The sequence below is a fragment of the Streptomyces sp. NPDC086519 genome (assembly GCF_040686075.1).
Classification (GTDB): domain Bacteria; phylum Actinomycetota; class Actinomycetes; order Streptomycetales; family Streptomycetaceae; genus Streptomyces; species Streptomyces shenzhenensis.
Window position 1 is genome coordinate 30152 of the sequence record NZ_JBFBJL010000041.1, and the last position, 26110, is coordinate 56261.

Sequence of the window (26110 nt, forward strand, 5' to 3'; positions counted from 1 at the left end):
CACGCACCGCAACCTCACTCCACGGAGGTCACGGTCCCCGCCCCCACGGTCCGGCCGCCCTCACGGATGGCGAACCCCAGCCCCGCCTCCAGCGGAACGTCCCGCCCCAGCTCCACGGTCATCTCCACCGTGTCCCCGGGCCGGGCGACCGCCGTCTCGCCGAGGTCGACGTCCCCGACCACATCCGCCGTGCGGATGTAGAACTGCGGCCGGTACCCCGTCGAGACCGGCGTCGTACGCCCCCCTTCGCGCCCCGACAGGACGTACACCCGCGCCGAGAACCGCCGCGCCGGCACCACGCTTCCCGGCGCCGCCACCACGTGTCCACGCCGCACCGCGTCCCGGGGCACGCCCCGCAGCAGCAGCGCCACGTTGTCCCCGGCCTGCGCCTCGTCCATCGGCTTCCCGAAGGTCTCCAGGCCGGTGACGACCGTCTCGACGTCCGCGCCGAGCACCTCGACGCGGTCCCCGACCCGCACGGTCCCCCTCTCGACCGCTCCGGTCACGACGGTCCCGCGCCCGGTGATGGTGAGCACGTTCTCCACCGGCAGCAGGAACGGCGCGTCCAGATACCGTTCCGGCATCGGCACGTAGGTGTCCACCGCGTCGAGCAGCGCCTCGATCGACGCCGTCCACCGCGGGTCCCCTTCCAGCGCCCTGAGCCCGGAGACCCGTACGACGGGCACGGCGTCGCCGCCGTAGCCGTGGGCGCTGAGCAGTTCGCGGACCTCCAGTTCGACGAGTTCGACCAGTTCCTCGTCGGCCGAGTCCGCCTTGTTCAGCGCCACCACGACGTGGTCGACGCCCACCTGCCGGGCGAGCAGCACGTGTTCGGCGGTCTGCGGCATGATCCCGTCGAGCGCGGAGACGACCAGGATCGCCCCGTCCAGCTGCGCGGCCCCGGTGACCATGTTCTTGACGTAGTCGGCATGGCCCGGCATGTCCACGTGGGCGTAGTGCCGGGTGTCGGTCTCGTACTCGACGTGCGCGATGTTGATGGTGATGCCGCGGGCGGCCTCCTCGGGGGCCCGGTCGATGCGGTCGAACGGCACGAACGTGCCGGTGCCCCGCTCGGCGAGGACCTTGGTGATGGCGGCGGTCAGGGTGGTCTTGCCGTGGTCGACGTGGCCCATCGTGCCGATGTTGAGATGCGGTTTGGTGCGGACGTATGCCGTCTTGGGCATGGCTGTACCTCGCAGCGTGTCCGTAGGAAGTGCGCGGGGACCCCGGGGAACCGGCCGACCCTCCCCCTGCGGGGTCCGCCGGACTTTCCGGAGAGGGTCAGCTTCGGGCGCCGTCGACAGCGGCCGCGAGAACGGGAACGGCAGCCTTCGGCGCATCCGCGACTGCGGATGCTGCGACGAGGAAGGCGAACCGGAACATGACACAGATCATGGCCGACGCATCACCCCACGTCGAACGGTTTTCCGCACCGCCGGTTCACCCAAGGGACGGGGACCATACGGCGATCACACATCGGCTTCGGTTAGTGTCGCCGAATGCTCGATGCCAACCGCTCTGGCACCGCCACGGCCCCTCCCCGGGTCGCTGTCACGGAGCTGACCATCGCCGTCCCCGCTCCGGTGGGCTTCGGCGCGCGCTGCACGCGCGCGCTGCTGTCGCCGTGGTCCCGGCTGTCCCTGCTCGTCGCCGTGCTGGCGGCCGCCGCGGCGTCGGTCCTGCTCTTCCATCCCCAGAAGCTGCTGACGCAGGGCTGGCCGCCCCAGATGGCCGGCGCCACCGCGGTGGTGATCTTCGCCGTGGCGTACGGCCTGATCACGGTGGCGTTCGTGCCCCGGCCCTTCCTGAACCTCGCGGCCGGCGCGCTGTTCGGCTCGGCGCCGGGCATGGGCGCGGCCATGGCCGGCACCGTGCTCGGGGCGTGGCTCTCCTTCGTGCTCGGCCGGCTGCTCGGCCAGGAGGCGCTGCGCCCGCTGCTGCGCGGCCGGCTGCTGAAGGCGGCGGACCACCAGTTCAGCAGGCACGGCTTCCGCTCGATGCTGGCGGTACGCCTGTTCCCCGGCGTCCCGTTCTGGGCCGCGAACTACGCGGCCGCCGTCTCCCGCATGCGCTGCACGCCGTTCCTGGTGGCGACGGCCCTCGGTTCCGTCCCGAACGTCGCCGCCTACGTCGTGGCGGGCGCCCGCGCCTCGACCCCGACGTCCCCGGTGTTCCTGATCTCGGTGGCGGCCATCGTCGTACCGGCGGTCGCGGGCGCGGTGGTGGCCTGGCGGAAGCGCCACCATCTACGCGGCGCCCCGTAGGGGCGCGGGGAACTGCGCGCTCAACCACGACGGTGCCGCGGCCGCACGACCACAGGCGCGGCACCCCGTGAGGCGCACGGCCCCCTATCGAACCGCCTCCAGCACCATGGCGTTGGCCAGCCCACCCGCCTCACACATCGTCTGAAGGCCGAAGCGAGCGCCGCGTTCCCGCATCGCGTGCACCAGCGTCGTCGTCAGCCGGGTCCCGCTCGCCCCCAGCGGATGCCCCAGCGCGATGGCCCCACCGTTCACGTTCACCTTGGCGAGATCCGCCCCGGTCTCCTGCCGCCAGGCCAGCACCACGCTGGAGAACGCCTCGTTCACCTCGAACAGGTCGATGTCCCCGATGCCGAGCCCGGCCCGCCGCAGCACCTTCTCCGTCGCCGGGATCACGCCGGTCAGCATGAGCAACGGGTCGGAGCCGGTGACGGCAACCTCGTGCACGCGGGCCAGTGGCCGCAGCCCGAGCCTCGCCGCGGTCTCACCGGAGGTGATCAGCACCGCGGACGCGCCGTCGTTGACCGGGCTCGCGTTGCCCGCGGTGACGTTCCACTCGATCTGCGGGAACCGTTCGGCGAACCCGGGGTCGTAGTAGGCGGGCTTGAGCCCGGCGAGGATCTCGGCGGTGGTGCCGGGCCGTACCGACTCGTCACGGGCGACGCCCTCCAGCGGCGCGACCTGCGTGTCGAAGAGTCCCGCCGCCCACGCGGCCGCCGCCTTCTGGTGCGAGGAGACCGCGAAGGCGTCCATCTCGGCCCGCGAGAGCGACCACTTCGCCGCGATGAGCTCGGCGCTGATGCCCTGCGGGACCAGGCCCTCCGGGTAGCGCGCGGCGACTCCGGGGCCGAAGGGGTCCTTGCCGGCCGGCACGTTGGACCACATCGGCACCCGGCTCATCGACTCGACACCGCAGGCCACGACGATGTCGTAGGCACCGGACATGACGCCCTGCGCGGCGAAGTGCACGGCCTGCTGGGAGGAGCCGCACTGCCGGTCCACCGTGGTCGCCGGGACCGTCTCGGGGAAGCCGGCGGACAGGACGGCGTACCGGGTGGTGTTCATGGCCTGCTCGCCGACCTGGTCGACGGTGCCGCCGATCACGTCGTCGATGAGGGCCGGGTCGACGCCGGAGCGCTCGACGAGGGCGCGCAGGGTGTGGGCGAGGAGTTCGACGGGGTGGACGTGCGCCAGGGACCCGTTCGGCTTGCCCTTCCCGACGGGGGTGCGTACGGCTTCGACGATGACTGCGTCACGCATCACGGGGACCTCGATTGCCAGTCTTGATTACCGGTGAGTAGGAAATCCGAACTCACCATAACTCCGAGAGTTGGAAAATCCAACCCTCCACTAGACTGAGCCCATGGCCGCCCCCAAGCACCCCCGACCGTGTTCGATCGCCGACGCCCTGGCACTGGTCGGCGAGAAGTACTCCCTGCTGGTCCTGCGGGAGGTGTGCCTGGGCAACGGCCGCTTCGACCAGCTGGCCCGCAACATCGGCGCCCCACGCGACATCCTGGCCACCCGGCTGCGCCGTCTCGTCGACGCCGGGATCCTCACCAAGCGCGTCTACAGCGAGCGGCCGCAGCGCTTCGAGTACCGGGCCACCCGGGCGGGCCTCGAACTGGAGCCGGTCCTGATGACCCTGATGGCCTGGGGCGACCGGCACCTCCACCCGGACGGCGACCGTCCCATGGTGATCGAGCACAGCTGCGGGAAGCCGCTCGCCCCGGTCGTCACCTGCGCGGCCTGCGGCGACCCGGTGCGGCACGAGGACCTGACGGCCCACCCGCAGGCACCGGGCTGGACCGTCAGCGGACCCGAAGCCGCCTGAGCGGCCCGCTCCTGGACACGGCCTCCCCGGCGCTCACCAGGGATGCGCCGCCAGGTACTCGGCGATGTCCGCACGCTCCCAGCCGCCGTCGGCGACGACGACCCGGTAGCGGCGCCGGAGGGTGTCACCGGGGGCCAGTCCCAGTTCGTCGTGGAAGGCCCAGGAGGGAGCGATGCCGGCGAACGGGTCGTTGCGCACGAACCAGTGCGCGGGGTGGCCGCCGCGGGTGCCCGAGTGGTCGTTCTCCGGGGCGTGTTCGAAAACGACGGTGGCATGGCCGTCGGCGCCGTCGTGCTCGCCGGACAGGGCCAGCCAGGACGACTGGGAGCCCATCAGCTCCGGGCCCTCCGCCTGAGGACCGATGATCCGGCCGTCCCGGAAGGCGCGCGGGCCGCGCCAGAACAGGCCGGTGTAGCCCGCCTGTTCGCGCCCGGCCGTGGTCGGGCTGCCGAACAGCAGAGGTTCGGCACGGCGGTTGGTGATCGCGCTGGTCCAGGTGAGCGCCCAGCAACCCGCCTCGGGATCCACGTCCCGCACCTCGATGCGGCGCCGCTCCTCCGCCCACAGCGTCCCGTCGTACGGATGCCAGGTCAGCCGCTCCGCGAGGACCAGGCGGCCGTCGGCCGACGACAGTTCGTCGAAGCCGGCGTGCCGCATCGAGCCGACGCGTTCCGGGATGGCCACGTAACCCTGGCCGTGGACATAGGAGTTGCCGCCCCACAGGTTCGCACCCGACAGATGCGATGCGGTCAGGGAGAGGCCCTTGTGCCAGCGGTGGTCGTTGGGCCGGTAGTCGGTGACGACGTCCCCGGCGAGGGTGCGGACCGGGTGGAGGTACGGCCGCGGCGCCTCCCAGGCCGCCTCGGGCCGGTAGACGTACGAGAAGAGCTGCACCCCGGTGACCGGCTCGGTCACGGTGACGCGGTCGCCGTGGGTGTGCGTGATCCGCAGCTCGCCGCTCACGCGGACGCCTCCTCGCGCTCGGCCGGCGCCCAGCCCGGGGCTCCCCCGTGCAGGGCCGTGTAATAGGGATCACCCGGACCGATCTCGCCCGCGTGGACGGTCGTGTCGGTGAACGCCGCCTTGTACAGCGCGGTGATCAGCTCCAGGCTGGTGCGCCCGTCCGCGCCGCTGCTGCGCGGCCGCTCCCCCGCCCGCATGGCGGCGACCAGCTCGCGCAGCTGCGCCAGGTGCGAGCTGGGCACGTCCGGGCCGAAGTCCTGCCAGGAGGCCGCCTGTTCGGCGGGGACGCCGGGCGCCGGGGTGATGCGCCAGTTCTCGTTGGCGTGACCGTAGAGGTGGGTCAGCTCGACCGTCGCGCGCTCGCAGTCGATGCGGATGCGGCTGACCTCGTCGGGGCTGAGCACACTGTTCACGACGGTGGCCAGGGCGCCGTTCGCGAACCGGACCAGGGCGGTGGAGACGTCCTCGGTCTCCACGTCGTGCACCAGCCGGCCGGCCATCGCCCGCACCTCGCTCCACGGCCCCAGCAGGTCGAGGAGCAGATCCATCTGGTGGATGCCGTGCCCCATCGCCGGGCCGCCGCCCTCGGTCGCCCAGCGGCCCCGCCAGGGCACCGCGTAGTAAGCGGTGTCGCGGTACCAGGTGGTCTGGCAGTGGGCGACCAGCGGGCGCCCCAGCGCCCCCGCGGCCAGCAGCCGCCGTACATGGGTGGCCGCGGAACCGAACCGGTGCTGGAAGACGATCGAGGCGTACGGCCCGCCGTCCGTGCCCTCCTCCGCCTCGATCGCGTCGAAGTCGGCGAGACTCGGCACGGGCGGCTTCTCGCACCACACCCAGGCCCCGGCCCGCAGCGCGGCCAGCGTCTGGTCCCGGTGCAGGGTCGGCGGGGTGCCGATGGTGACCAGGTCGGGCCGCTGTTCGGCGAGCATCCGGTCCAGGTCGGTGTAGGCGTGCGGGATGCCGGCCTCGGCGCACATCGCCTCGACCGCGGTGGCATCGATGTCGACGGCGGCGACGACCTCGGTCTCGCCCTCCGCGGCCAGCTGGGCGAGGGCGGGCAGATGCGAGCCGCGCCCGATGGCGCCGGCGCCGACGACGGCGGCCCGGATGCGCCGGCCGGTGAAGGGGGCTGCGGAGCGGGACGAGCGGGGCATGGACGTGATCAGCACTCCTCGGGCGTGTACCGGCGATGGGCGAACTCCCGCCCGGAGTGCGCCGCACACGCACCCCGATGTGCGGGAGCAAGCGCTTTCTCCTGCTGAAACGTAAGCGGCGGCACCTTGACCGGTCAACACCCCGGGCCGCCCGTCCGCCTGCCGAACCCCTGTGTCCGCGCGGTCACACCGGCCCGATACCCTGCGCCTGCACGCGCATGATCACGTGCGCCCACGTGATCACGCGTGGCCGCGCGGACCTTCCAGCCCCTTCCTCACCCCTGGGACGCCGTACCTTCATGTCTTGGTTTGAATCGCTGGTCCTCGGCCTCGTCCAGGGGCTGACCGAGTTCCTGCCCGTCTCCTCCAGCGCGCATCTGCGGCTGACCGCGGCCTTCTCCGGCTGGAAGGACCCGGGTGCCGCCTTCACCGCGATCACCCAGATCGGCACGGAGACCGCGGTGCTGATCTACTTCCGCAAGGACATCGGGCGGATCGTCTCGGCCTGGTTCCGGTCGCTGTTCGACAAGGCGAGGCGGCGGGACCACGACGCCCAGACGGGCTGGCTGGTGATCGTCGGCTCGATCCCGATCGGCCTGCTGGGCGTGACGTTGAAGGACCAGATCGAGGGCCCGTTCCGCGACCTCCGCATCACCGCGACCATGCTCATCGTCGTGGGCGTCGTCATCGGCATCGCCGACCGGCTCGCCGCCCGCGACGAGACGGGCGGCCGGCACCGGGCGCCCAAGCAGCGCAAGACGCTGGAGAACCTCGGGGTCAAGGACGGCCTGATCTACGGCCTCTGCCAGGCCTGCGCCCTGATCCCCGGCGTCTCCCGCTCCGGCGCCACCATCAGCGGCGGCCTGTTCATGGGCTACAAGCGCGAGGCCGCGGCCCGCTACTCCTTCCTGCTCGCCGTCCCGGCCGTGCTGGCCTCCGGCGCCTTCGAGGTCAAGGACTCGGTGAGCGAGGGCCAGGTGGCCTGGGGCCCGACGCTGTTCGCGACGGTGATCGCGTTCGCGTCCGGCTATGCGGTGATCGCGTGGTTCATGAAGTGGATCTCCAACAAGAGCTTCATGCCGTTCGTCTGGTACCGCGTCGCCCTCGGCGTCGTCATCATCGCCCTGGTCTCCGCGGACGTCCTGAGCCCGCACGCGGCGGAGTCGGCGAGCTAGCCGGGCCCCTGTCGTTCGGATCATCCCGGCGTCGCGGGCTCGGCACGCGCTCCCCCAGCGAGGGGAGCCCCAGCGGCGTTGTCGTCACTCGCCGACGTCCCCCGGCCTCCGGCCGGGAGGTGCCCCCGCCTCGTCGCCCGCCGCGATGGGGGTGCCTCCGCGCGAGCGCATTCGAGGGTGGGGAGGCTGATCGGCCACGCCTCCTCCGCCGCGCAGCCGCACGCTCCCCACGCTCGAACAAGCGCGCCGGGGGCACCCCCGTCGCCCCGCCCGCGTCGGTCGAAAAGCGAAGCCCCTCACCGCCGGCCTGATCCGAACGACAGGGCCTGGCCCTCCCCGGCGGCGGCCGGTGTCCCCTGGTGGTAGTACACGCGCCAGCCCGTCTGCGTGAGCCGCCACAGGGAGCTGCGCCAGGCCCGGCGCCCCTGGTTGTCGGCGAAGTACGTCAGGTGGACGATGCCCGGGGCCAGTACGGTCCCGGACATCTCGCTCACCTCGACCGGCGACTCCGGGGACACCGATCCGCCGCTGGTCACCGTCAGGATCGATGCCGCGTCCCAGCGCCGGCCGGACGCGCCGACCTCGGTGAACTCCGGGTCGAGCAGCTCCAGGACGAGGGCCGGGGAGGCACGCACCTCGGGATCGAGAAGCCGCAGCTCCGCGTCGACGGCCGCCTGCACCGCCCGCTCATTCTCGGCTTGGTCGTCGGCCTGGTTCTCGGCATGGTTGTCGGCCTGGTTCTCGTCCGTCATGCGCCGACCCTACGGACGCGGCGTCGCCGGGCCCAGCGAATATCCCGCTGTCCCGGGCGGGTTCAGACCGCCTTCAGCAGGAGCTCGGCGAGTTCCGCCGGCATGGTGATCATGCAGTCGTGGCCGGTGGGCAGTTCCCACACCGGCTGGTGGGCGGGGACCGGACGGCGGACGACGCCCTCCGGGACGTTCGCCACACAGTGGATGTGGGTCCGCGGGATCGCGCGGACGGCCGGATCGTCCAGCCGCACCGGCTGCTGGAAGCTGCGCACCGCCTGGTCGGACAGCATGGTGCGCAGCCACGCCACGTCCGCCGCCTCGGTCACCCCGAACAGCCCGTACGGCGGCGGCAGTTCGGGCAGCGGCGGAACCCGCCAGCCGTCGTCGGACGCGAGGGCCCTCTCGATCAGGGCCCGGGTCACGGGCTGGATGTCCGCCGCCGTCTCGCCGTGCTCCGGAACCATCGCGTCGAGGTAGACCAAGTGCCCCACCCGGTCGGGGACCTCGTTGGCGACGGACGAGACGACCAGCCCCGCGTAGCTGTGCCCGACGAGGACGACGTCGGTGAGGTCCTCGTCCCTGATCAGCCCGACGACGTCGGCCACATGGGTGTCGAGGCCGACCTCCGGGCCGAGCAGCCGGGCCTTCCTGCCGTGCCCGGTCAGATCGGGCGCGTGCACCCGGTGCCCGGCCGCCGTCAGCAAGGGGACCACCCGCTCCCAGCACTCCCCGCTGTGCCAGGCACCGTGTACCAGCAGATACGTCGACATGATCGCGCTCCCTCGGTTGCTCGTCGCCGTCAGCGACCACGCTCGCGGGCCGCCGCCGGCCGGGGCAGAGCCCCGGTGATCCTGGGAGTGACAGGACCAGGCAGCGGCGCGGCGGCCGCGTTACGGTGGCGTGATGGCCGACGAACCGAACCTGCTCGGCGCGTACGTGCGCGCCCGCCGCGAGCTGGTCACCCCGGAGCAGGTCGGCATTCCCGTGCTGGGGGTACGGCGGGTGCCGGGACTGCGCCGGGAGGAGGTCGCGATGCTGGCCGGCATCAGCGCCGACTACTACCTGCGCCTGGAACAGGGCCGCGACCGCAACCCCTCCGTCCAGGTCCTGGAGTCCCTCGCCCGGGTACTGCGGCTCGACGAGGACGCGACGGCGTACCTGCTGCGCCTCGGCGCCGACCGGCCCCGGCGGCGTCGGCGCCGCGCCCGCAGGGAGACCGTCCCGCCGGGCGTGGCCCAGCTCGTCGCCACCCTCCCGCTGCCCGCGCTGGTCGAGGGCCGCTACCTCGACGTCCTCGCCGTGAACGCCCTGGCGACCGCGCTGTCACCACGCTTCACGGTCGGCGGCAACCGGCTGCGCGACACCTTCCTCGACCCCGCCGAACAGGCCCTCCACCCCGGCTGGGAGGAGGCCGGCGCCGGCATGGTCGCCGGCTTCCGCCGCTCCGTCGGGACCGACACGGACGACCCCCGCGTCATCGACCTGGTCGGTGAACTCTGCCTCGCCAGCCCGCACTTCAGCCGCCTCTGGGCCCGTCACGACGTGGCGTCCTGTGACGGCGTGGCCAAGGTCATCGACCACCCCCAGGTCGGCCGCCTGCGGCTGAACCGGGAACGGCTGGACGTCAGCGGCACGGTGGGACAGACACTCGTCGTCTACCACCCGGACCCGGGCAGCGCCGACGCGGAGAAGCTCGCGCTGCTCGCCGCGGCGCTGCCGACGGGCTGAGAAAGGCCGAGAAAGGGCCGGGGAAGGGCCGAGGAAGGCTGGGCGCCGCATCTCGGCCAACTCCCGACTTCCGTCGTTTGCCGCGGAGTTGACGTCGTCGCACCGGCTGCGGCGAGGACGAAGGCCCGTATCGGCCGCATGGCCTGATCGATGCCGGGCACGTCGACCTGGCAAATGCCAAGGCGTGGCCGTCCGTCCGCCGTGTCGCCCGTGACCAACCACATACGGTCTGCGTAGTGGCCCGGTAGCGCACGGTCAGTTCTTGCCCCTAGGCTGTTTGGTATGTCCCCCGATTCCCGAACCCCTGGTTCCGTGCGGTCTGCTGCCGAGGTCAACGAGCGCATCCGGGCGCTGTGGCTGCGCGCGGGCGGAACGCTGTCGGCCGAGGACCGGACGGAGTACGAACTGCTGGTGGTCGAGTGGGCCGAGGCCATCCGCGAACAGATCATCGAGGCGGCCTGACCGGCTCGGGGTTCAGCGGCCGCCGGAGACCCGCAGCACCGCGCCGGTCGTGTAGGAGGCCTCGGGCGACAGCAGCCAGGAGATCGCGGCCGCGATCTCCTCGGGCCGGCCGGCGCGGCCCAATGGCGTGGTGGCTCCCACCCGTTCGGCCCGGCCCGGGTCGCCCATCGCCGCGTGGATCTCCGTCTCGATCACACCGGGAGCCACCGCGTTGACCCGCACGCCGTCCGGGCCGAGTTCCTTGGCGAGGCCCACGGTGAGGGCGTCGACGGCCGCCTTGGTCGCCGCGTAGTGGACGTATTCGCCGGGGCTGCCGAGGGTGGCCGCCGCCGAGGACACGTTCACGATGGCGCCGTTCCCACGCGGTCCCATCAGCCGGGCCGCCCGGCGTGAACACAGCAGCGCGCCCAGCAGGTTGACCTCCACGACCCGGCGGAGATCCGCGGCCTCCGCGTCCGCCAGCCGCCCGAACGGCCCGGTCACGGCGGCGTTGTTCACCAGACCGGTGACGGCGCCCAGTTCCCGCTCCGCGGTGTCGAACAGCCGCTCCACATCGGCCTCCACAGCCGTGTCCACCCGAACGACGACACACCGCGCCCCGGCCTTGCGCACCCCCTCCGCGACCGCCTCGGCGGCGTCGGCGTCCCGGACGTAACCGATCACCACATCGTGCCCGTCGCCCGCGAGCCGCAGGCAGGTCTCGGCGCCGATCCCCCGGCTGCCTCCGGTGACCACCGTGACGGGACGTGCCATTGCCAACGACCTCCTCGGACCGACCAGACGGCGATCTTACGACCGCAGCTGCGCGAGCATCCCGTCCACCACGGGACACGGCCGCTCCTCGGACAACAAGCCGGCCGCCTCTTCGAGTTCGCCGGCCCGCACCAGCTCATGGACCCGGACCGCGAGCGGGGTCACGTCCGCGTTGCCGACGATCCACTCGTCGGCGTACCGGGCGGCCGCCTCACCCAGTCCAGCGACCGGCATGGATGCCGAACTCGCCCATGGGTCCGATCATGAACGAGTAGGGCACAGCCGTCCGCTGAATCCCCGCCTCGAACCACCAGCCGTCCGCCGTTGAACCTTCCGGGACGTCGGTATCGAGGTACTTGGGTCCACCGTCGTAGTGCGGAGCGGGAGGAAGGACGAGACCGCCCCAACCCTCCTGATACGCCGTTGCCCGCTCGATCTCCGCGGAGGGGATTCCGGCAGTCAGCCACTGCGCCCGGTGCCGGCTCACCCTCGGTACGTCGCCCCGGACGCCGTGAGCGAGGACGAAGTGCCGGGCCCGCCTGGTCAGCCCATCGAGCCGGACCGGGGACCGGGGCACGGGCCGGTGGTCAGGTACTCAGTCGCATCCGGTCCCCCATCACCACGACCGGGTGAAGGCGTGGATCGAGAGTGCGCAGCAGGGTCTTCATGCCGGACGCCGGAACGGTGACACAGGCGGACGTGCCGTCGCCGTGGTCCAGGTGCAGCCATATGCCGCCGCCCTTCTCCACTCCGTCGGGACGGCTCCAGTCGAACGGCGGGACATCCTTGAGCCGGTTGTAGTCGATGGCGATGACGTAGTCGAAGTCGTGGACGTGGTCGTCGCCGTTCTCGATCATGGAGGCGAAGGCATTGTCGTCGTACCAGTAGCGCAGGCGGCTGCCCGGATCCTTGAGCGACCCTCCGGCATCCGTCAGGGAGAACACGCCGACGGGACTGCGCTCGTCGTCCATGCGATGGTCGGTCGTCCAGCCCAGTCTGCCGTTGTGCGCGGGCCAGCTGCCGTTGCGTTTCCAGGCAGTGCCCTGTTTCTCGTAGAGCACGACGGTGCTCTCGGCGGAGTCCGTGTCGTCGCCGTAGACGACCACGGCCTGGCGGGCGTCGGCCGGTACGCGCTTGCCCATGCGGCTTCCGACGCCCGGAAGGCGCGGGCCCGTTTCCGGGCCGAGGGAGCCCGGCGCGACCGGGTTGTTGACACCCGGGGCACCGACATGACTCCTGTACCCGTCGGCCCCGCCGCACGCCGCGGTGCCGGCCAGCAGCACACCGCAGGCAAGAGCCGCGGGTATGACATGACGCGCACCGCCGTGCCGCGCCGGAGGAGAACAGGGCCGTATCTGAGCTGATGTCCGCATGATCAGGATCTTGTGGCGGGCCGCCCCGGCACGCACCCCGAAGACGGCATCCGGCCTAACAGCCGGACCCATGGGCCGGAGCCTGCTGTCGGGTGGGGCAGCCCGTCATCCACGCAGGTGGGCGAGGAGCTCGTCGCCAACGGGGTAGGAGCGGGCACCCAGGGCCCGGCAGGCGTTGATGACGTCGGCGCCGTAGAACGCGGAGTCCGCCCGCAGCACCGGCAGGCCGCTGGCGCCGCAGCGCGTGCGGTGCGGATGGTCTCAGCGACGAACGCTGCCGCCCCGCGCGCGGAGTTCGAGGGTCCCTTCCGCAGCCTGGTGGCGGCGATCACCGGGGCGGACAGGGGGTGTGGAGACGACGCCGAGCAGTGCATTCAGGCCCTTGACCTTGCCGTATCCGTAGCCGGCGCCCTGTTTGGCGTAGCCGTGGGTGCGGCGGATGGTGTCGTCGATGTGCATGGATGCTGCCTGGTCCGCGCCGGGCAGCAGCGGGGTGTGACGGGCAGTGCAGGCAGGAACCGGCGCGCCACGGCGTGCAGTTGCTCCAGACCGCCGCCGCGGCAAGGGAGGATTGCGTCTCGGAAGTGCCTTGCCGATCGTGCCTGATGTGGTCCCAGAGGAACCCCGTCGTCGCAGGTCGCAAGGCACTTCTTCGTTTCTGGAAACACCGTCCACGGGCATCAAGCCGGTGGATCCGGGGTCAGCGCACCAGGCAAGGGGGCTCTCGCAGTACCTGTATCACCAGGGTCTCCTAGACGTCCAAAACGCCTGTCACCATGGACACGCCTGCAGCTTTACCCCCATCAGTTCAATTCAGCTGCCCCGAATACGCGACCGTGTCGGCGCGTTCTTCCACGACAGAAGCGACGGAGCCCAATGGCGGACAACCAATTCACCACTCACACAGAACTTTTCGATCTGAGTGGGAAGTACGCCCTTGTCACTGGCGGCACCAGAGGCATTGGGATGATGATAGCGCGCGGCCTTCTCCAGGCGGGCGCCCGCGTCGTCATCAGCTCACGCAAAGCAGACACGTGCGCGGAGGCACAGCATCTACTGTCCGAATTCGGCGACGTTCAAGCAATCCCCGCCGACCTGTCCAGGCACGACGAGTGTCAGCGCCTCGCTGATCTCGTCAAGGCCGACTCGGAACACCTGGACATCCTTGTCAACAACGCGGGAGCGATGTGGCGCGAGCCGCTGGCGACGTTCCCGGACGAGGCCTGGGACACAGTGATCGACCTCAACCTCAAGTCGCCGTTCTGGCTGGTGCAGGCGCTGCTCCCCGCACTTCGCCGGGCGGCCACCGCCGACGATCCCGCGCGGATCATCAACATCGGCAGTATCGCCGCCATCCACGTCGCCCAGTCGCCCAACTACTCGTACGCCGGCAGCAAAGCGGCACTCCATCAACTCACCAGAGTGCTTGCCCGAGAGCTGGGCCCACAGCACGTCACGGTGAACGCGATAGCACCGGGAGTGTTCCCGTCGCAGATGATGGCGTCCACGCTCGATGCCATCGGCGACACGATCGCGGCGGCGGCCCCTCTGCGCCGGCTCGGCCGCGACGACGACATGGCGGGTATCGCCGTGTTTCTCGCCAGCCGGGCCGGGTCCTACCTCACGGGCACCGTCATCCCGGTAGACGGCGGCATCGCGACGACCGCATCGGGAACCCCTTAGACTGCGGAACCCGTTTACGGTGAGGGGACGGCCACGATGGATCTACGCACCGAGATCCGGGAGTTTCTCAGCTCGCGTCGCGCCCGCATCGCACCCGAGCAGGCGGGTCTGCCCGCTTACGGCGGCAACCGTCGGGTCAAAGGTCTGCGCCGCGAGGAGGTAGCGCTACTGGCGGGGGTATCGGTCGACTACTACGTGCGCATGGAGCGCGGCAGCCTCGCCGGTGCCTCCGACGGCGTGCTCGACGCGTTGGCCTCTGCCTTGCAACTCGACGAGGCCGAGCGCGACCACCTGTTCCACCTCGCGCGCCAGTCCAGGGCGCCCAGCGGCCCACGCCGGCGTAGGCCTGCCGTGACGGTGCGCTCGACGCTACAGCAGGTGCTCGACGCGATCTCCGATGCGCCGGCCTGGATCGGTAACGGCCGTTATGACGTGCTGGCCATGAATCAACTCGCTCGCGCGCTGTATTCACCGGTGCTGGCCGACCCGCGACGGCCCGCGAACACAGCGCGGTTCGTCTATCTGAACCCCGAGGCGGCCAGAGATTTCTTTGTCGACTACGACCAAATTACCGGTGACGTGGCCGCGAAGCTACGCATGGAAGCCGGCCGCAATCCGCACGACGAGGAGCTGATCGCCCTGGTCGGCGAACTGTCAACGCGCAGTGAGCTATTTCGGCAGCGGTGGGCATCTCAGGACGTGCGGCTGCACCGGTCCGGCCGCAAGAGTATGCGCCATCCGATCGTGGGCCGGCTCGACTTGGACGTCGAGTCCCTGGAACTGCCCGCCGAACCCGGCCTGCACCTCAACGTCTACACCGCACCCGCGGGCACACCGACCGCTGACAATTTGGCGCTCCTGGCGTCGTGGGCGGCCACCCAACAGTCGCTGGCGACCGAGCTCGAAACACACAACGGATAGTTCCCTGGTCCTCTTCGCCGAAGACGAGCACCTCCCCCTGGGATCGGTCCGAAGCTTGGAGATCCTACCGGCCGGCACAGCACCGCCCTCGCTGTTCGGGAGTGCAGAGCCGAGTCCTCCCCCCAGGTTTCTTCGAACCTCCGATCGCCGAGCAGGAACCCCTCAGCGCCTTCCTCATAAGGACTCCTCCCCGTGCCCCTGAGCCCGTTCTGTCCTGCGTTCCCCACGCGCTTCCACGTGGCTCCCGAGCCGCTCTTGCCCCACTGGGCGACACCCCACCTCCGCGAGTCCACAGGGAGAGGTCGCTGCTCGTCGCTACGGCGATCGTTCGGCCGGAGGGAGAGAAGCCGGCTGCGCGGAACGTGGAGTAGTCCGCCGAAGAGACCGGCGATGCGTACGCGGCTTCCGGTGATCGGCCCCAGCCCGGGGCAGGACAGGTCGGCGACGGCGTCGGGGGTGCTGTCCTCGGGAGCGGGGTCGCGGTCCCTGGCAATCTTCTCGCCGGTCACGGCGTCGAAGAGACCGTGACCGTCGGAGGAGACGGCCATCACCAGATCGTGGCCGGTGTCGGGGTCCGTCGCGAAGCCGATCCCGAGCAGTCCGCCGACAGGGACGCCGTACTCGTACGCGAAGACGGGCCGCCAGGGTTCGGGTGCGGGCATCACCGGGGCCGCGAGAAGCCGGTTCCGCATCGCCCGCTGGTAGGGCGAGAGTTCGGTCTCATGCTCGGACTGCCCGACCGGGGGCGTCTCCTTCGTCCATTTCATCACGTGACCATGATCCTCGCTCCGACAGGCAGGCCCGAAGGTGACCTCGGTCCAGCGCGTGGGCATAGGTTGTTGTGGGCTGTGACCGCTGCTTGATGACCCACGTCATCCGGTCCCGCTGCCAACTGGCCGGAAATTGCCCCGTGCAAGCGGCCGGGCCGCCGATTTCGGGGCGGTGGGCCTGGTGGACGTTGAGCGTGGAGGTGGTGTGGCGGGCACGACTACGGAACTTGGGTTCTTGTTCGACTGACTGGCCGTTCATGTGCCCAGGCTCGGGGGTGTTTCGGTTCGAACACCACCGAATATCGTCCGTGCCCCTTGGCTCCGCCCGTCCCGTGCCCAACACTGACCCGTTGACTTCCTCCCCCGCCAAGGACGGGGGATTCCAGCGGTCGCCCGCTGGGTTTCCTGCTTCGCCGACGACTGCCCCGTCCGGGAGGACTCCCGTTGAGGTCTCACACCGTCTCCACAGGCAGACGCCGCCGGCCCGGCGGCCAGAATGCTGCGTGCCGCGTTCACGTCGCGGTCATGCGCGGTGCCGCAGGTTCCGCACAGCTTCGAGCTGGCGCGCGCGAGCCTGCCGTTCTCCAGCAGGTTGCGGACGGTGAGGTCCTCGATCACGACCGTTGGGTTCTCACGGACGAGACGAGTCGACAGCTTGTGCAGGAAGTCGCGGCGCCGGCCGGCGATCCGCGCGTGAACCTTGGCGACCCTGCGCCGGGCCTTCTCCCGGTTCGCCGAGCCCTCCGCCTTCCGCGACAGCTCCCGCTGCGCGCGGGCCGGCCGGACGCGGCTTCGGCCGCGGCCGAAGGTGCGGGACAGCTCGGCTGCCTGCTCGTCCGTGGGGTGAAAGCGGTCCTTGAAAGCCCGCTTGACCTGCTGCGCCACGTCTCACATTGTCTCAGTTTCCGTGTGAGCAGCGGGTGCCGGCCGGTGGCCGCAGACGCCGAATCGCCCTGGAGGGGATTCGCCTCTCCCTGCCCTGCTCCGCAGGGACCTCGTTTCCTCCCCGGCCTGAAGGCCGGGGTATCCACGAAGGAATCCCGATGACACAGCGCGTGGAGCTCGCGACCGTGATGGACCGGCTGGCCGTGGACGAGATGGTCACCGAGTACGCGGCGGCCGTCGACGACGGTGACTGGACGGCGTACCGGGAGCTGTTCACGGCGGACGGGCGGGCCGACTACCGCTCCGCCGGTGGAATCGAGGGCGATGCCGGGCAGGTGGCCGGGTGGCTCGCGGACAATCTGACCCTGTTCTCGATGCGCCAGCATCTGATCGTCAACCGCCGGGTGCGGTTCGGGAATCTGGACCACGACACCGGCGACACCGCCCACCTGCGGGCCGACTACGTCAACCCGATGCGCTTCGCCGGCGGCGACGGCGCCTCCACCGCCCCGGACTTCGTGTGCGGCGGCCGTTACTCCTTCGCGTTCCTGCGTACCCGGGACGGCTGGCGGCTGCGCCAGGTGGTCGTCGAGGAGAAGTGGCGCAGGCTGCCCGACCCGCGTGCGGTGGCCGTGTCCGACTGAGCCCGCGTCCACGCCCCCTGTCAAAGATCCCGCCCGGTCCCGCACACTGGAAGGACCCGCAGGCAGGAGGCGATGGATGAGGACCGTCGAGCGCTGGCTCACCTCCCCGTGGCGGCGCTGCTGCGTCGCGACGCTGGCGGGCGCCCTGCCGGTGCCGGCCTTTCCGGCGCCGTCGCTGTGGTGGCTCGCCTATGTCGCGCTGGTCCCGTGGCTGCTGCTGGCGCGCTCGGCGCCGACCGGACGGCGGGCGGCGTACGACGGCTGGTGCGGCGGGTTCGGGTTCATGGTCGCCGTGCACCACTGGCTGCTGCCGAGCCTGCACGTCTTCATCTTCCTGATCGCCGGTCTGCTCAGCGTGCTCTGGGCGCCCTGGGGCTGGGCGACACGCCGGCTGCTGGGCGGGGTGCCGTCGCCGGGGCGGGCCGCGGTGGCGGTGCTGGTGCTGCCGTCGGGCTGGCTGATGGTGGAGCTGGTGCGGTCCTGGCAGGGGCTCGGCGGGCCGTGGGGCATGCTCGGCGCGACCCAGTGGCAGGTGACGCCGGCGCTGCGGCTGGCCTCGGTGGGCGGGGTGTGGCTGCTGAGCTTCCTGGTGGTGGCCGTCAATGTCGCGGTCACCGTGCTCATATCCGTGCGGGAGGCACGTGTGCCCGCGGTGGCCTCGCTGGTGGCCACGGCCGCCGCGACCTCGGCGGCCTGGGTGTGGTCACCCCGCCCGGACGTCGCCGGTCACGTCCGGATCGCCGTCGTACAGCCCGGCGTCGTCGACGGCACCGACAGCGGCGACCGGCGGTTCGACAGGGAGGAGCGGCTGACCCGGCAGCTGGCCGGGCGGCATCCCGATCTGATCGTCTGGGGCGAGAGCAGTGTCGGGTACGACCTGGGGGACCGGCCCGATCTCGCCCGGCGGATCGCCGCCCTCTCCCGGGAGACCGGCGCGGACATCCTGGTCAACGTCGACGCCCGGCGCTCCGACCGGCCCGGCATCTACAAGAGTTCCATCCTGGTGGGCGCCGACGGCCCGACCGGTGACCGGTACGACAAGATGCGCCTCGTTCCGTTCGGCGAGTACATACCGGCCCGTTCCCTGCTCGGCTGGGCCACCTCGGTCGGCAAGGCGGCCGGCGAGGACCGGCGGCGCGGCGCCGAGCAGGTGGTGATGAACGTCGGCCACGGCCTGCGGGTCGGCCCGATGATCTGCTTCGAGACGGCGTTCCCCGACATGAGCCGGCATCTCGCGCAGGACGGCGCGCAGGTGCTGATCGGCCAGTCGTCGACCTCGTCCTTCCAGGACAGCTGGGCGCCCGAGCAGCACGCCTCGCTGGCCGCCCTGCGGGCCGCCGAGACCGGCCGGACCATGGTGCACGCCACACTGACCGGGGTCTCCGCCGTCTACGGCCCCGGCGGCGAGCGCATCGGTCCCCGGCTCGGCACCGACGCGAGCACCGCGCGGGTCTACGAGGTGCCGATCGCCCGCGGTGTCACCCCGTTCACGCGGTACGGCGACTGGCCGGTGGACGGCGCGCTGCTGGTGCTGGCGGCCTGCTGCCTGGTCGAGGGGCTGCGGACGGTCAGGCTGCGCCGGGGTGGCGCCGAACCTCTCGTACCACCTGCTCGCACAGCTCATGAGTCGCCAGTGCGTCCCGGGCGCTGAGCACCTTCCCGGCGCGGACGGCGTCGAGGAAGGCGAGAACGGCCTGTTCGATGCCGCGCTGCCGGGCGACCGGCACCCAGTCGCCGCGCCGCCGGACCGTCGGCTGGCCCTTGTGGTCGATCACCTCGGCGAGGTTGAGGACCTGGCGCTTGGTGTCCTGCCCGGAGACCTCCAGGATCTCCTCCGCCGAGCCGCTGAGCCTGTTCATCACGCCGAGCGCGGTGAAGCCGTCCCCGGCGAGCTGGAGCACCACGTGGTGCAGCAGGCCGTCGGCGACCCGGGCCCGGACGGTCACGTCCTCGACCGGCCCCGGGGCGAGGAAGCGCAGGGTGTCGACGACGTGGATGAAGTCGTCGAGGATCATCGTGCGGGGTTCCTCGGGCAGCCCGACGCGGTTCTTCTGCATCAGGATCAGCTCGCGCGGATGGTCGGCGCACTGCACGTAGCCGGGGGCGTGACGGCGGTTGAAGCCGACGAACAGCGACACCTTCCGCGTCTCGGCGAGCGTCACAAGGCGCTCGGAGTCGGCGAGCCGGTAGGCGAGGGGCTTGTCGACGTAGGTCGGTACGCCCGCCTCCAGCAGCCGGGTGACGATCTCGGGGTGGGCGACGGTGGCCGCGTGCACGAAGGCGGCGTCCAGGTCCTGGGCGAGGAGGCCGTCGAGGGTCGCGTGGCGGCGGCCAGCGGGCAGGCGGAGGCTGTCGGCGACCCGGTCGAGGGTGGCGGGGGTGCGGGTCTGGAGGTGGATCTCGAGCCCCGGCTGCGTGGCCAGCACCGGCAGATACGCCTTCTGCGCGATGTCGCCGAGTCCAATGCAGCCGACCTTCACTGACGCTCCCCTGGCCGATGCCCGTAGCGGTTGCCCACGTCTGTCTGAGCGGAAGCATACGGGCCGATAATCCGTGGTGGGATCGGCCGGGGTGGGCCAGGATGCCGGGTATGACGACCGAACGCCGCATGCCCGCAGTCGACGCCGGTGAACGCGCCATGCTGGAGGGCTGGCTGGAGTTCCACCGGCAGACCCTCGCCGCGAAGTGCGAGGGCCTGACCGACGCCCAGCTCAGGACCGCCTCCGTGGAGCCGTCCCCGTTGTCCCTGATGGGGCTGGTGCGGCACATGGCCGACGTGGAGCGGTCCTGGTACCGCAGGGTCCTCGTCGGCGAGGACGCGCCGCCGCTCTACTTCAGTGACGAGGACCCCGACGGCGAGTTCCATCTCGGCGAGGCGGACACCTGGCAGGAGGCGTACCCGGCCTGGCAGGCCGAGATCGAGGCCGCCCGGCAGGCCGCGGCCGGCTTCGGTCTGGACGACCTCTCCAAGGGCCGCCACCGCCGCACCGGGCAGCAGATCAGCCTGCGCTGGATCCACACCCACATGATCGAGGAGTACGCCCGGCACAACGGCCACGCCGACCTGATCCGGGAGCGGATCGACGGCGCGACCGGCGACTGACGTCAGCCTCGCACCCGCCTGTCCCCCGTACCGGGCACGAGATCACCCGTGCGGGGCACCAAAGTACCGTCGACGGTGTCAACTCCCGCGCCGACCCAGCAGAGTTGCGCGGGTGCATCGAACGACGACCACCGCAGCGCTCCTGGTCACCGTGACCGTCTCCGCCCTTTCCGGCTGTGTGACGGTCCAGGGTCCGGCGGCGCCCGGACCGCCTCGGGGTACGGCACCCTCGCTGGCGTCGGTGCCCCGCCCGGACGGCAGCGCCGAGCCGAGGGTGGTGCAGGCGCCGGTCAAGGAGGCCCTGGAGCTGGTCGGCCCGTCCCGTCCGGCCCAGCGGGCCGCACCGGCCGCACCTGCCGCCCCGCGCGCCCCCGCGCCCGCTCCCCCGGCCCACCACCGTCCCCCGGCGCCCCCGCGCGCCACCGGCCGGCACCCCCACTCCCACCCGGCACACGGGTCGCACAGCTCGCGGGCCGACCTTCCGGGCCTGCCCCGCTCCGTCCCGAAGGCCCCGGACGTGTGCGCCCTCGGCAAGCAGTACGGCGGCTGGATCGCGGACAGCCCGCAGGCGCGGATCTGCGAGCAGGCGTACGGGCGCTGAGACGCCGGCGCGGCCCTACTCCGGCCGCTGCCGCGGTGGGCCCCAGGAGTCGGAGCCCGGGTCGCCGTCGTTCTCCAGCCGCAGTGCCAGGCGGCTGATCGCGGCCCGGACCCCGTCGCCGTACCCGTCGTCGCCGAGCGCGGTGGCCGCGCCGCGGGCCCGGTGCAGATGGCTGCGGGCGGCCTCGGTGCGACCGAGTTTCACGTAGTCGGCGGCGAGGTTCAGGTGCAGGGAGGGGTAGAAGCCGCGCAGCCCCACCGCTCCCTCCGCCCCGTCCGCCTCTTCAGCCTCGTCCGCCGCCGACAACGCCCTCAGATCCCAGGCGAGTTCGTCCGACGGGTCGTCCTGGGTGTCGGCCAGGTAGTGGGCCAGGGTGCAGCGGTGCAGCGGCTCGCCGTGCTCGCCGATCTCCGCCCACAGGTCGAGCAGGCGCCGGCGGGCCTCCTCACGGTCGCCGGCGTGGTGCAGCATGACGACCTGGCCGATCCGTGTGAGCACGGCATCGGGGGCCGTACGCTCCTGTCGCTCCGCCACGGGGCCCTCCGGGCAGCTGTGAACCGTTGTGTGCTGCCGACGCTAGACGGCGCCGCAGGTTTTCACCGGCAGGCGGCGCCGTTGGACCATGGCCCGGTGGTCGGCCGGGCGGGCCGGTGGGAGCCGGCCGCGCCCACACGGCGGAGCCGCCCGGTGACGCAGCCCCCGCCCCAGGGGGTTTCCCCGGGCGGCTTCGAGGCCCTGTGCACGCGTTCAGCCCAGGTTCGGAATCCGCCAGTCGATCGGCTCGTGGCCCTGGGCCGCCACCGCCTCGTTGATCTTGGTGAAGGGGCGGGTGCCGAAGAACTTCGCGGCGGAGAGCGGGGAGGGGTGCGCGCTCTGGATCACCACGTGCCGGCTCTCGTCGATCAGCCGGAGCTTCTTCTGCGCGTAACCGCCCCAGAGGACGAAGACCGCCGGGTCGGGCCGCTCGGCCACCGCGCGGATCACGGCGTCCGTGAACTTCTCCCAGCCCTTGTTCTTGTGCGAGTTGGCGTCACCGCCGCGGACCGTGAGGACCGCGTTGAGCAGCAGTACGCCCTGCCGGGCCCACGGCATCAGACAGCCGTTGTCCGGCGTCTCCTCCCAGCCCAGCTCCTCCTTCATCTCCTTGTAGATGTTCCGCAGGGACGGCGGGATCCGCACCCCGGGCCGGACCGAGAAGCACAGGCCGTGGCCCTGGCCCTCGCCGTGGTACGGGTCCTGGCCGAGGATGAGCACCTTGACCTGGTCGTACGGCGTCGCCTCCAGCGCGGCGAAGACCTGCTCGCGCGGCGGGTAGACGGGGCCCTTCGCCCGCTCCTCCTCGACGAACTCGGTCAGCTCCTTGAAGTAGGGCTGCTGCAGCTCGTCACCCAGAACCCCGCGCCAGGACTCGGGCAGCATGGCGATGTCGGTCACGTCAACGTCCTCACGAATTGCGGTCACTTGCAGATCCTGCTGATACCGAAAAACCTACAGGCGACCACTGACAACCGGTGCCGGACGGCGGTTTCACCAGCTGGTCTTGCGGTGCAGCTCCCACATCATCATGATCGTGGACGGGTCGAGCGCCTTTTCACCGCCGGAGATGTCGTCGCTGGCCGCGACGTACTGCCGCCCCTGCCACAGCGGGATCAGCCGGGCGTCGTCGACGAGGATCCGCTGGGCTTCCTCGAACTCCTTGACGACTTCGCCGCGGTCGATCTCGCTGCGTGACTCGGGCAGCAGCCTGCCGGTGATCACGGGTGACGGGTAGGGCGTGCCGAGGGCGTTCCGCTCGCCGACGAAGGGCGCGATGAAGTTGTCGGGGTCGGGGAAGTCCGGGAACCAGCCGCGGCCGAAGACCGGGTACTCGCCGTTCTGGTAGCCGACGACGTAGGTCTTCCAGGGACGGCTCTTGAGCGTGATGGTGAAGAGCCCGGAGTCGTCCAGCTGCTGCTTGAGTTCCTTGAACATCTGGGCGGTCTCGGAGCCGTAGCGGTCGGTGGTGTACCAGAAGGTGAGCGGGACGCGCTGGGTGATGCCGGCGTCGGCGAGGATCTTGTGGGCCTTGGACGTGCTGGGGTCGCCGTAGTCGTCGAAGAAGCCGGTGGTGTGGCCGGTCAGGCCCGCCGGGACCATGGAGTACAGCGGGTCGACGGTGTCCTTGTAGACCGTGTGGGCGATCGCGGCGCGGTCGACGAGCTGGGCGACGGCCTTGCGCACGGCGGGCAGCTTGGCCCACGGGTCCCTGGGGTTGAACACCAGGTAGCTGATGTCCGTGCCGGTGCCGTCGATCAGCTGCAGGTCGGTGCTGCTGTGCGCCTCCAGGGCGACGATGTCGGAGGCGGCGAGACCGCGGTAGGTGACGTCGATGTCCCCGGACCTGAGGGCCTTGACCATGGTGGCCGAGTCCTGGAAGTAGCGGATGGTCACGGCGTCGTTCTGCCGCTCGGCGAAGCCCTGGTAGTTGTCGTTGCGGACCAGCTCGGCCTGCTTGCCCTCCTCGTAGGACTTCAGGGTGTACGGCCCGGAGCCGTGCACGGAGTCGTCCTTGCGCAGCGAGTGGGCCGGGTAGTCGTCGGGGTCGACGATCGACATGGCCGGGGTGGCGAGCACGAACGGGAAGGTGGCGTCGGCCTTGTTGAGATGGAAGACCACCTCGCGGTCGCCGATCGCCTGCACCCGGTCGAGGCTGCCGAGCAGTCCGGCGGGGCCGCTGGGCGCGTTGACGGCCCGGATCCGGTCGATGGAGTACTTGACGGCATGGGCGTCGAGGCTGTCGCCGTCGGCGAACTTCAGGCCGGAGCGCAGTTCGCAGCGGTAGGTGCGGTCGCTCGAGTCCGTGAAGGCGCAGGCGTGCGCGGCGTCGGGCTGGGGGGTGGTGGCCCCGTCGGGGTAGGCGAGCAGTGTCTGGTAGACGTTCCGGAACAGCTCCCAGGAGCCGTCCCACGATCCGGCGGGGTCGAGGGTGCTGGGAGCGCTGGTCGTGCCGACGACGATCGGCCCGCTGTTGCCCGTGCCGCCGGAGAGGACGCCGCACCCTGCCACCAGGGATATGGACGCGACCGCGGCAACTCTTCGCAGGCCTCGGTTCCGGTTGAACACGCGCACGCTCCTCGATCCGCCATACCAGGGGTCGGCGGCAGACCATACCGCAGCGTTGCGCGCCTTGAAGCACCCCGGAAACACGGGCGTTGATCGAATGTGCTATGACGACGTTGTCATGTGGCTGTGCGAATCTCGTACGAGCACCCGGGCGCCGTTTTCCTCACATTTGCGGGAAAATATCTGTGACGAAAACGACGCCTGACGGGCGATCAGGCTGTGCCGGCGGTCAGGCTATGCCGGCGTTCAGGAAGACGCCGCCGTCGACGACGAGCGTCTGGCCGGTGATCCAGTCGGACTGCTCCGAGGTGAGGAAGGCGGCGGCGCCGCCGATGTCGGAGGGCACGCCGAGCCGCTTGAGCGGATAGCCGGCGGACGCCTCCGCCTCCCGGCCCTCGTACAGGGCCTCCGCGAACTTGGTCTTGACGACCGCGGGAGCGATCGCGTTGACCCGGACGCCGGGGGCGAACTCGTGGGCCAGCTGCTGGGTCAGGTTGATCATCGCGGCCTTGCTGATGCCGTACGCACCGATGAACGGCGAGGCCGACAGGCCGGCGACGGACGCGATGTTGACGATGGCGCCGCCGTTGTCCTTCTGCCAGGCGTGCCAGGTCTTCTGGGCGAAGCCGAGGGCGGAGACCACGTTGGTGTCGAACACCTTGCGGGCGACATCCAGGTCGACGTCGGCGATCGGGCCGAACACCGGGTTGGTACCGGCGTTGTTGACCAGGTAGTCGACGCGGCCGAAGGCCGCCATGGTGCGCTCCACGACCTCGCTCTGGTGGGCCAGGTCGTGCGCCTTGCCCGCGATGCCGATGACGCGCTCGGAGCCGAGGCTCTCGACGGCCTCCTTGAGGGCGTCCTCGTTGCGGCCGGTGATGGCGACGCGGTCGCCGCGGGCGACCAGCGCCTCGGCGATGCCGTAGCCGATGCCGCGGCTCGCGCCGGTGATGACGGCGACCTTGCCGGACAGTTCAGGCAGTTCAGACATGTCGGTGTTCCCTAGTGATCTTCTAGTCGAGCGGTCCGCCGGCCACGTACAGCACTTGGCCGGAGACGAAGCCGGCGGCCTCGTTCGTGAAGAAGGCGATGGCGTTGGCGATGTCCTCGGGCTCGCCGACGCGCTGCACGGGGATCTGGGTGGCCGCGGCGGCCTTGAACTCCTCGAAGCCCATCTTGACGCGCTCGGCGGTGGCCTTGGTCATCTCGGTGGCGATGAAGCCGGGGGCCACGGCGTTGGCGGTGATGCCGAACTTGCCGAGCTCGATGGCGAGGGTCTTGGTGAAGCCCTGCAGACCGGCCTTGGCGGCGGAGTAGTTGGCCTGGCCGCGGTTGCCGAGCGCCGAGGAGGAGGACAGGTTGACGACCCGGCCCCAGCCGGCCTCGACCATGTGCTGCTGGACGGCCTTGGTCATCAGGAAGGAGCCGCGCAGGTGCACGTTGAGGACCGTGTCCCAGTCGGACGCGGACATCTTGAACAGCAGGTTGTCGCGGAGCACGCCGGCGTTGTTGACCAGGATGGTCGGCGCGCCCAGCTCCTCGACGACCCGCGCGATCGCCGCGGCGACCTGGGCCTCGTCGGAGACGTCGGCGCCGACCGCGATGGCCTTGCCGCCGGCCGCGGTGATCTTCTCGACGGTGTCCTTGCAGGCGGCCTCGTCGAGGTCGATCACGGCGACCGCGCGGCCCTCGGCGGCCAGTCGTACGGCGGTGGCGGCGCCGATGCCGCGCGCGGCACCGGTGACGACGGCCACCCGCTGCTCAGTGCTGGACATTGCTGTTTCTCCTCGCCCTTGAGAACACCTGATCGAGAACCCGGCCGGCTGGTGAGCGACCGCTTAGTACCTTCAACAGACGTGACGCTAGAAGCCCTGGCACGCGGTGTCAACGTCACACCCCACCAAGGCGCCATTATGTTGATCACCCCGGCCGGCGCCGGTGCGACC

The 26110-nt window shown here is 71.1% G+C and carries 27 protein-coding genes and 4 pseudogenes; 11 read left to right on the forward strand and 20 right to left on the reverse strand.

Annotated features, from left to right (window positions below):
* Positions 1-14: 14 nt before the first annotated feature.
* Complete coding sequence (gene tuf, locus AB0P24_RS31570) at positions 15-1184, reverse strand: elongation factor Tu (protein WP_365799986.1); 1170 nt, start codon at positions 1182-1184, stop codon at positions 15-17.
* Positions 1185-1499: 315 nt separating this feature from the next.
* Between tuf and AB0P24_RS31575 the strand changes: the two genes are divergently transcribed.
* Positions 1500-2264 carry a VTT domain-containing protein gene (locus tag AB0P24_RS31575; protein ID WP_365799988.1) on the forward strand — a complete coding sequence of 255 codons (765 nt, stop codon included), beginning with the start codon at positions 1500-1502 and terminating at the stop codon, positions 2262-2264.
* Positions 2265-2348: 84 nt separating this feature from the next.
* Here AB0P24_RS31575 and AB0P24_RS31580 read toward each other — a convergent pair whose 3' ends face one another.
* A complete protein-coding gene (locus AB0P24_RS31580; protein WP_365799990.1) occupies positions 2349-3521 on the reverse strand; it encodes a thiolase family protein in 1173 nt (390 codons plus the stop codon).
* Positions 3522-3624: 103 nt separating this feature from the next.
* Between AB0P24_RS31580 and AB0P24_RS31585 the strand changes: the two genes are divergently transcribed.
* Positions 3625-4095: a helix-turn-helix domain-containing protein gene (locus AB0P24_RS31585; protein ID WP_365799992.1), complete on the forward strand. Its 471-nt coding sequence runs from the start codon at positions 3625-3627 to the stop codon at positions 4093-4095.
* A gap of 33 nt (positions 4096-4128) precedes the next feature.
* Here the strand turns inward: AB0P24_RS31585 and AB0P24_RS31590 are convergent, their stop codons facing one another.
* A complete protein-coding gene (locus AB0P24_RS31590; protein WP_365799994.1) occupies positions 4129-5058 on the reverse strand; it encodes a PmoA family protein in 930 nt (309 codons plus the stop codon).
* Positions 5055-6212, reverse strand: a complete 1158-nt coding sequence (locus AB0P24_RS31595; protein ID WP_365799996.1) for a Gfo/Idh/MocA family oxidoreductase — start codon at positions 6210-6212, stop codon at positions 5055-5057. Before AB0P24_RS31595 ends, AB0P24_RS31590 begins: the two co-directional genes overlap by 4 nt.
* Before the next feature lie 299 nt (positions 6213-6511).
* Here AB0P24_RS31595 and AB0P24_RS31600 point away from each other — a divergent pair, with 299 nt between their 5' ends.
* Positions 6512-7387, forward strand: coding sequence for an undecaprenyl-diphosphate phosphatase (locus AB0P24_RS31600; protein ID WP_365799998.1), 876 nt, complete (start codon positions 6512-6514; stop codon positions 7385-7387).
* 296 nt (positions 7388-7683) lie between these two features.
* Here AB0P24_RS31600 and AB0P24_RS31605 read toward each other — a convergent pair whose 3' ends face one another.
* Positions 7684-8067: a DUF4440 domain-containing protein gene (locus AB0P24_RS31605; RefSeq protein WP_365800081.1), complete on the reverse strand. Its 384-nt coding sequence runs from the start codon at positions 8065-8067 to the stop codon at positions 7684-7686.
* 134 nt (positions 8068-8201) lie between these two features.
* Positions 8202-8909 carry an alpha/beta fold hydrolase gene (locus AB0P24_RS31610; protein ID WP_365800000.1) on the reverse strand — a complete coding sequence of 236 codons (708 nt, stop codon included), beginning with the start codon at positions 8907-8909 and terminating at the stop codon, positions 8202-8204.
* Between the two features lie 133 nt (positions 8910-9042).
* On the opposite strand from AB0P24_RS31610, the gene AB0P24_RS31615 reads away from it, so the two are divergent.
* Positions 9043-9867 carry a helix-turn-helix transcriptional regulator gene (locus AB0P24_RS31615; protein ID WP_365800002.1) on the forward strand — a complete coding sequence of 275 codons (825 nt, stop codon included), beginning with the start codon at positions 9043-9045 and terminating at the stop codon, positions 9865-9867.
* 282 nt (positions 9868-10149) lie between these two features.
* Positions 10150-10329 carry a hypothetical protein gene (locus tag AB0P24_RS31620; RefSeq protein WP_365800004.1) on the forward strand — a complete coding sequence of 60 codons (180 nt, stop codon included), beginning with the start codon at positions 10150-10152 and terminating at the stop codon, positions 10327-10329.
* Between the two features lie 12 nt (positions 10330-10341).
* Here AB0P24_RS31620 and AB0P24_RS31625 read toward each other — a convergent pair whose 3' ends face one another.
* The 4 genes and pseudogenes from AB0P24_RS31625 to AB0P24_RS31640 all read right to left on the reverse strand — a co-directional run bounded on the left by AB0P24_RS31625 (position 10342) and on the right by AB0P24_RS31640 (position 12914).
* Positions 10342-11082: an SDR family oxidoreductase gene (locus AB0P24_RS31625; protein WP_365800006.1), complete on the reverse strand. Its 741-nt coding sequence runs from the start codon at positions 11080-11082 to the stop codon at positions 10342-10344.
* Positions 11083-11118: 36 nt separating this feature from the next.
* A pseudogene (locus AB0P24_RS31630) lies at positions 11119-11298 on the reverse strand (DUF4291 domain-containing protein); the annotation flags it as partial.
* A 371-nt stretch (positions 11299-11669) separates the two neighbouring features.
* Positions 11670-12224, reverse strand: coding sequence for a hypothetical protein (locus AB0P24_RS31635; protein WP_365800008.1), 555 nt, complete (start codon positions 12222-12224; stop codon positions 11670-11672).
* A 492-nt stretch (positions 12225-12716) separates the two neighbouring features.
* Positions 12717-12914, reverse strand: a complete 198-nt coding sequence (locus AB0P24_RS31640) for a hypothetical protein (RefSeq protein WP_365800010.1) — start codon at positions 12912-12914, stop codon at positions 12717-12719.
* A 417-nt stretch (positions 12915-13331) separates the two neighbouring features.
* Between AB0P24_RS31640 and AB0P24_RS31645 the strand changes: the two genes are divergently transcribed.
* A complete protein-coding gene (locus AB0P24_RS31645) occupies positions 13332-14138 on the forward strand; it encodes an SDR family oxidoreductase (RefSeq protein WP_365800012.1) in 807 nt (268 codons plus the stop codon).
* A gap of 36 nt (positions 14139-14174) precedes the next feature.
* A complete protein-coding gene (locus AB0P24_RS31650; protein ID WP_365800014.1) occupies positions 14175-15059 on the forward strand; it encodes a helix-turn-helix transcriptional regulator in 885 nt (294 codons plus the stop codon).
* A 283-nt stretch (positions 15060-15342) separates the two neighbouring features.
* Here AB0P24_RS31650 and AB0P24_RS31655 read toward each other — a convergent pair.
* From AB0P24_RS31655 to AB0P24_RS31670, 4 genes and pseudogenes are all read right to left on the reverse strand, one after another.
* Positions 15343-15826: pseudogene (locus tag AB0P24_RS31655) on the reverse strand (hypothetical protein); the annotation flags it as partial.
* Positions 15780-16088 (reverse strand): DUF4291 family protein, encoded by a 309-nt coding sequence (locus AB0P24_RS31660; RefSeq protein ID WP_365800016.1) that lies wholly within the window; start codon positions 16086-16088, stop codon positions 15780-15782. The pseudogene AB0P24_RS31655 and the gene AB0P24_RS31660, both read right to left, overlap by 47 nt.
* A gap of 113 nt (positions 16089-16201) precedes the next feature.
* Positions 16202-16606, reverse strand: a pseudogene (locus AB0P24_RS31665) (transposase); the annotation flags it as partial.
* 30 nt (positions 16607-16636) lie between these two features.
* A pseudogene (locus AB0P24_RS31670) lies at positions 16637-16714 on the reverse strand (helix-turn-helix domain-containing protein); the annotation flags it as partial.
* Between the two features lie 158 nt (positions 16715-16872).
* On the opposite strand from AB0P24_RS31670, the gene AB0P24_RS31675 reads away from it, so the two are divergent.
* Together AB0P24_RS31675 and lnt are read left to right on the forward strand one after the other, a co-directional pair.
* Positions 16873-17358, forward strand: coding sequence for a nuclear transport factor 2 family protein (locus tag AB0P24_RS31675; protein WP_365800018.1), 486 nt, complete (start codon positions 16873-16875; stop codon positions 17356-17358).
* 76 nt (positions 17359-17434) lie between these two features.
* Positions 17435-19009: an apolipoprotein N-acyltransferase gene (gene lnt / locus AB0P24_RS31680; protein ID WP_365800020.1), complete on the forward strand. Its 1575-nt coding sequence runs from the start codon at positions 17435-17437 to the stop codon at positions 19007-19009.
* On the opposite strand, the gene AB0P24_RS31685 is transcribed toward lnt, so the two are convergent.
* Positions 18927-19838 (reverse strand): Gfo/Idh/MocA family oxidoreductase, encoded by a 912-nt coding sequence (locus tag AB0P24_RS31685; protein WP_365800022.1) that lies wholly within the window; start codon positions 19836-19838, stop codon positions 18927-18929. The two genes, lnt and AB0P24_RS31685, sit on opposite strands and share 83 nt — an antisense overlap.
* 110 nt (positions 19839-19948) lie before the next feature.
* Here AB0P24_RS31685 and AB0P24_RS31690 point away from each other — a divergent pair, with 110 nt between their 5' ends.
* A complete protein-coding gene (locus AB0P24_RS31690; RefSeq protein WP_365800024.1) occupies positions 19949-20461 on the forward strand; it encodes a DinB family protein in 513 nt (170 codons plus the stop codon).
* A gap of 112 nt (positions 20462-20573) precedes the next feature.
* Entirely contained in the window at positions 20574-21062 is a 489-nt protein-coding gene (locus tag AB0P24_RS31695) for a hypothetical protein (protein ID WP_365800026.1), read from the forward strand.
* Between the two features lie 15 nt (positions 21063-21077).
* Here AB0P24_RS31695 and AB0P24_RS31700 read toward each other — a convergent pair whose 3' ends face one another.
* The 5 genes from AB0P24_RS31700 to fabG form a co-directional block, all read right to left on the reverse strand.
* The gene (locus AB0P24_RS31700) at positions 21078-21596 is read right to left on the reverse strand and encodes a hypothetical protein (protein ID WP_365800028.1); all 519 of its coding nucleotides are present in this window, start codon (positions 21594-21596) and stop codon (positions 21078-21080) included.
* A 213-nt stretch (positions 21597-21809) separates the two neighbouring features.
* Complete coding sequence (gene ung, locus AB0P24_RS31705) at positions 21810-22496, reverse strand: uracil-DNA glycosylase (protein WP_365800030.1); 687 nt, start codon at positions 22494-22496, stop codon at positions 21810-21812.
* A 93-nt stretch (positions 22497-22589) separates the two neighbouring features.
* Entirely contained in the window at positions 22590-24164 is a 1575-nt protein-coding gene (locus AB0P24_RS31710; RefSeq protein WP_365800032.1) for an ABC transporter substrate-binding protein, read from the reverse strand.
* Between the two features lie 229 nt (positions 24165-24393).
* On the reverse strand, positions 24394-25155 hold the full coding sequence (locus AB0P24_RS31715) for an SDR family oxidoreductase (RefSeq protein ID WP_365800034.1): 762 nt from the start codon (positions 25153-25155) through the stop codon (positions 24394-24396).
* Positions 25156-25177: 22 nt separating this feature from the next.
* Positions 25178-25939, reverse strand: a complete 762-nt coding sequence (fabG, locus tag AB0P24_RS31720; RefSeq protein WP_089105586.1) for a 3-oxoacyl-ACP reductase FabG — start codon at positions 25937-25939, stop codon at positions 25178-25180.
* Positions 25940-26110: the final 171 nt, after the last annotated feature.

Coding starts and splice junctions, on each gene's coding strand:
- AB0P24_RS31715 (WP_365800034.1), bottom strand. CDS start 25,155: ATGTCTGAACTGCCTGAACTGTCCGGCAAGGTCGCCGTCATCACCGGC.
- AB0P24_RS31690 (WP_365800024.1), top strand. CDS start 19,949: ATGACGACCGAACGCCGCATGCCCGCAGTCGACGCCGGTGAACGCGCC.
- AB0P24_RS31675 (WP_365800018.1), top strand. CDS start 16,873: ATGACACAGCGCGTGGAGCTCGCGACCGTGATGGACCGGCTGGCCGTG.
- AB0P24_RS31600 (WP_365799998.1), top strand. CDS start 6,512: ATGTCTTGGTTTGAATCGCTGGTCCTCGGCCTCGTCCAGGGGCTGACC.
- AB0P24_RS31585 (WP_365799992.1), top strand. CDS start 3,625: ATGGCCGCCCCCAAGCACCCCCGACCGTGTTCGATCGCCGACGCCCTG.
- AB0P24_RS31650 (WP_365800014.1), top strand. CDS start 14,175: ATGGATCTACGCACCGAGATCCGGGAGTTTCTCAGCTCGCGTCGCGCC.
- AB0P24_RS31595 (WP_365799996.1), bottom strand. CDS start 6,212: ATGCCCCGCTCGTCCCGCTCCGCAGCCCCCTTCACCGGCCGGCGCATC.
- fabG (WP_089105586.1), bottom strand. CDS start 25,939: ATGTCCAGCACTGAGCAGCGGGTGGCCGTCGTCACCGGTGCCGCGCGC.
- AB0P24_RS31615 (WP_365800002.1), top strand. CDS start 9,043: ATGGCCGACGAACCGAACCTGCTCGGCGCGTACGTGCGCGCCCGCCGC.
- AB0P24_RS31635 (WP_365800008.1), bottom strand. CDS start 12,224: ATGGGCAAGCGCGTACCGGCCGACGCCCGCCAGGCCGTGGTCGTCTAC.
- AB0P24_RS31645 (WP_365800012.1), top strand. CDS start 13,332: ATGGCGGACAACCAATTCACCACTCACACAGAACTTTTCGATCTGAGT.
- AB0P24_RS31580 (WP_365799990.1), bottom strand. CDS start 3,521: ATGCGTGACGCAGTCATCGTCGAAGCCGTACGCACCCCCGTCGGGAAG.
- lnt (WP_365800020.1), top strand. CDS start 17,435: ATGAGGACCGTCGAGCGCTGGCTCACCTCCCCGTGGCGGCGCTGCTGC.
- AB0P24_RS31625 (WP_365800006.1), bottom strand. CDS start 11,082: ATGGCACGTCCCGTCACGGTGGTCACCGGAGGCAGCCGGGGGATCGGC.
- AB0P24_RS31620 (WP_365800004.1), top strand. CDS start 10,150: ATGTCCCCCGATTCCCGAACCCCTGGTTCCGTGCGGTCTGCTGCCGAG.
- AB0P24_RS31575 (WP_365799988.1), top strand. CDS start 1,500: ATGCTCGATGCCAACCGCTCTGGCACCGCCACGGCCCCTCCCCGGGTC.
- tuf (WP_365799986.1), bottom strand. CDS start 1,184: ATGCCCAAGACGGCATACGTCCGCACCAAACCGCATCTCAACATCGGC.
- AB0P24_RS31610 (WP_365800000.1), bottom strand. CDS start 8,909: ATGTCGACGTATCTGCTGGTACACGGTGCCTGGCACAGCGGGGAGTGC.
- AB0P24_RS31660 (WP_365800016.1), bottom strand. CDS start 16,088: ATGAACGGCCAGTCAGTCGAACAAGAACCCAAGTTCCGTAGTCGTGCC.
- AB0P24_RS31640 (WP_365800010.1), bottom strand. CDS start 12,914: ATGCACATCGACGACACCATCCGCCGCACCCACGGCTACGCCAAACAG.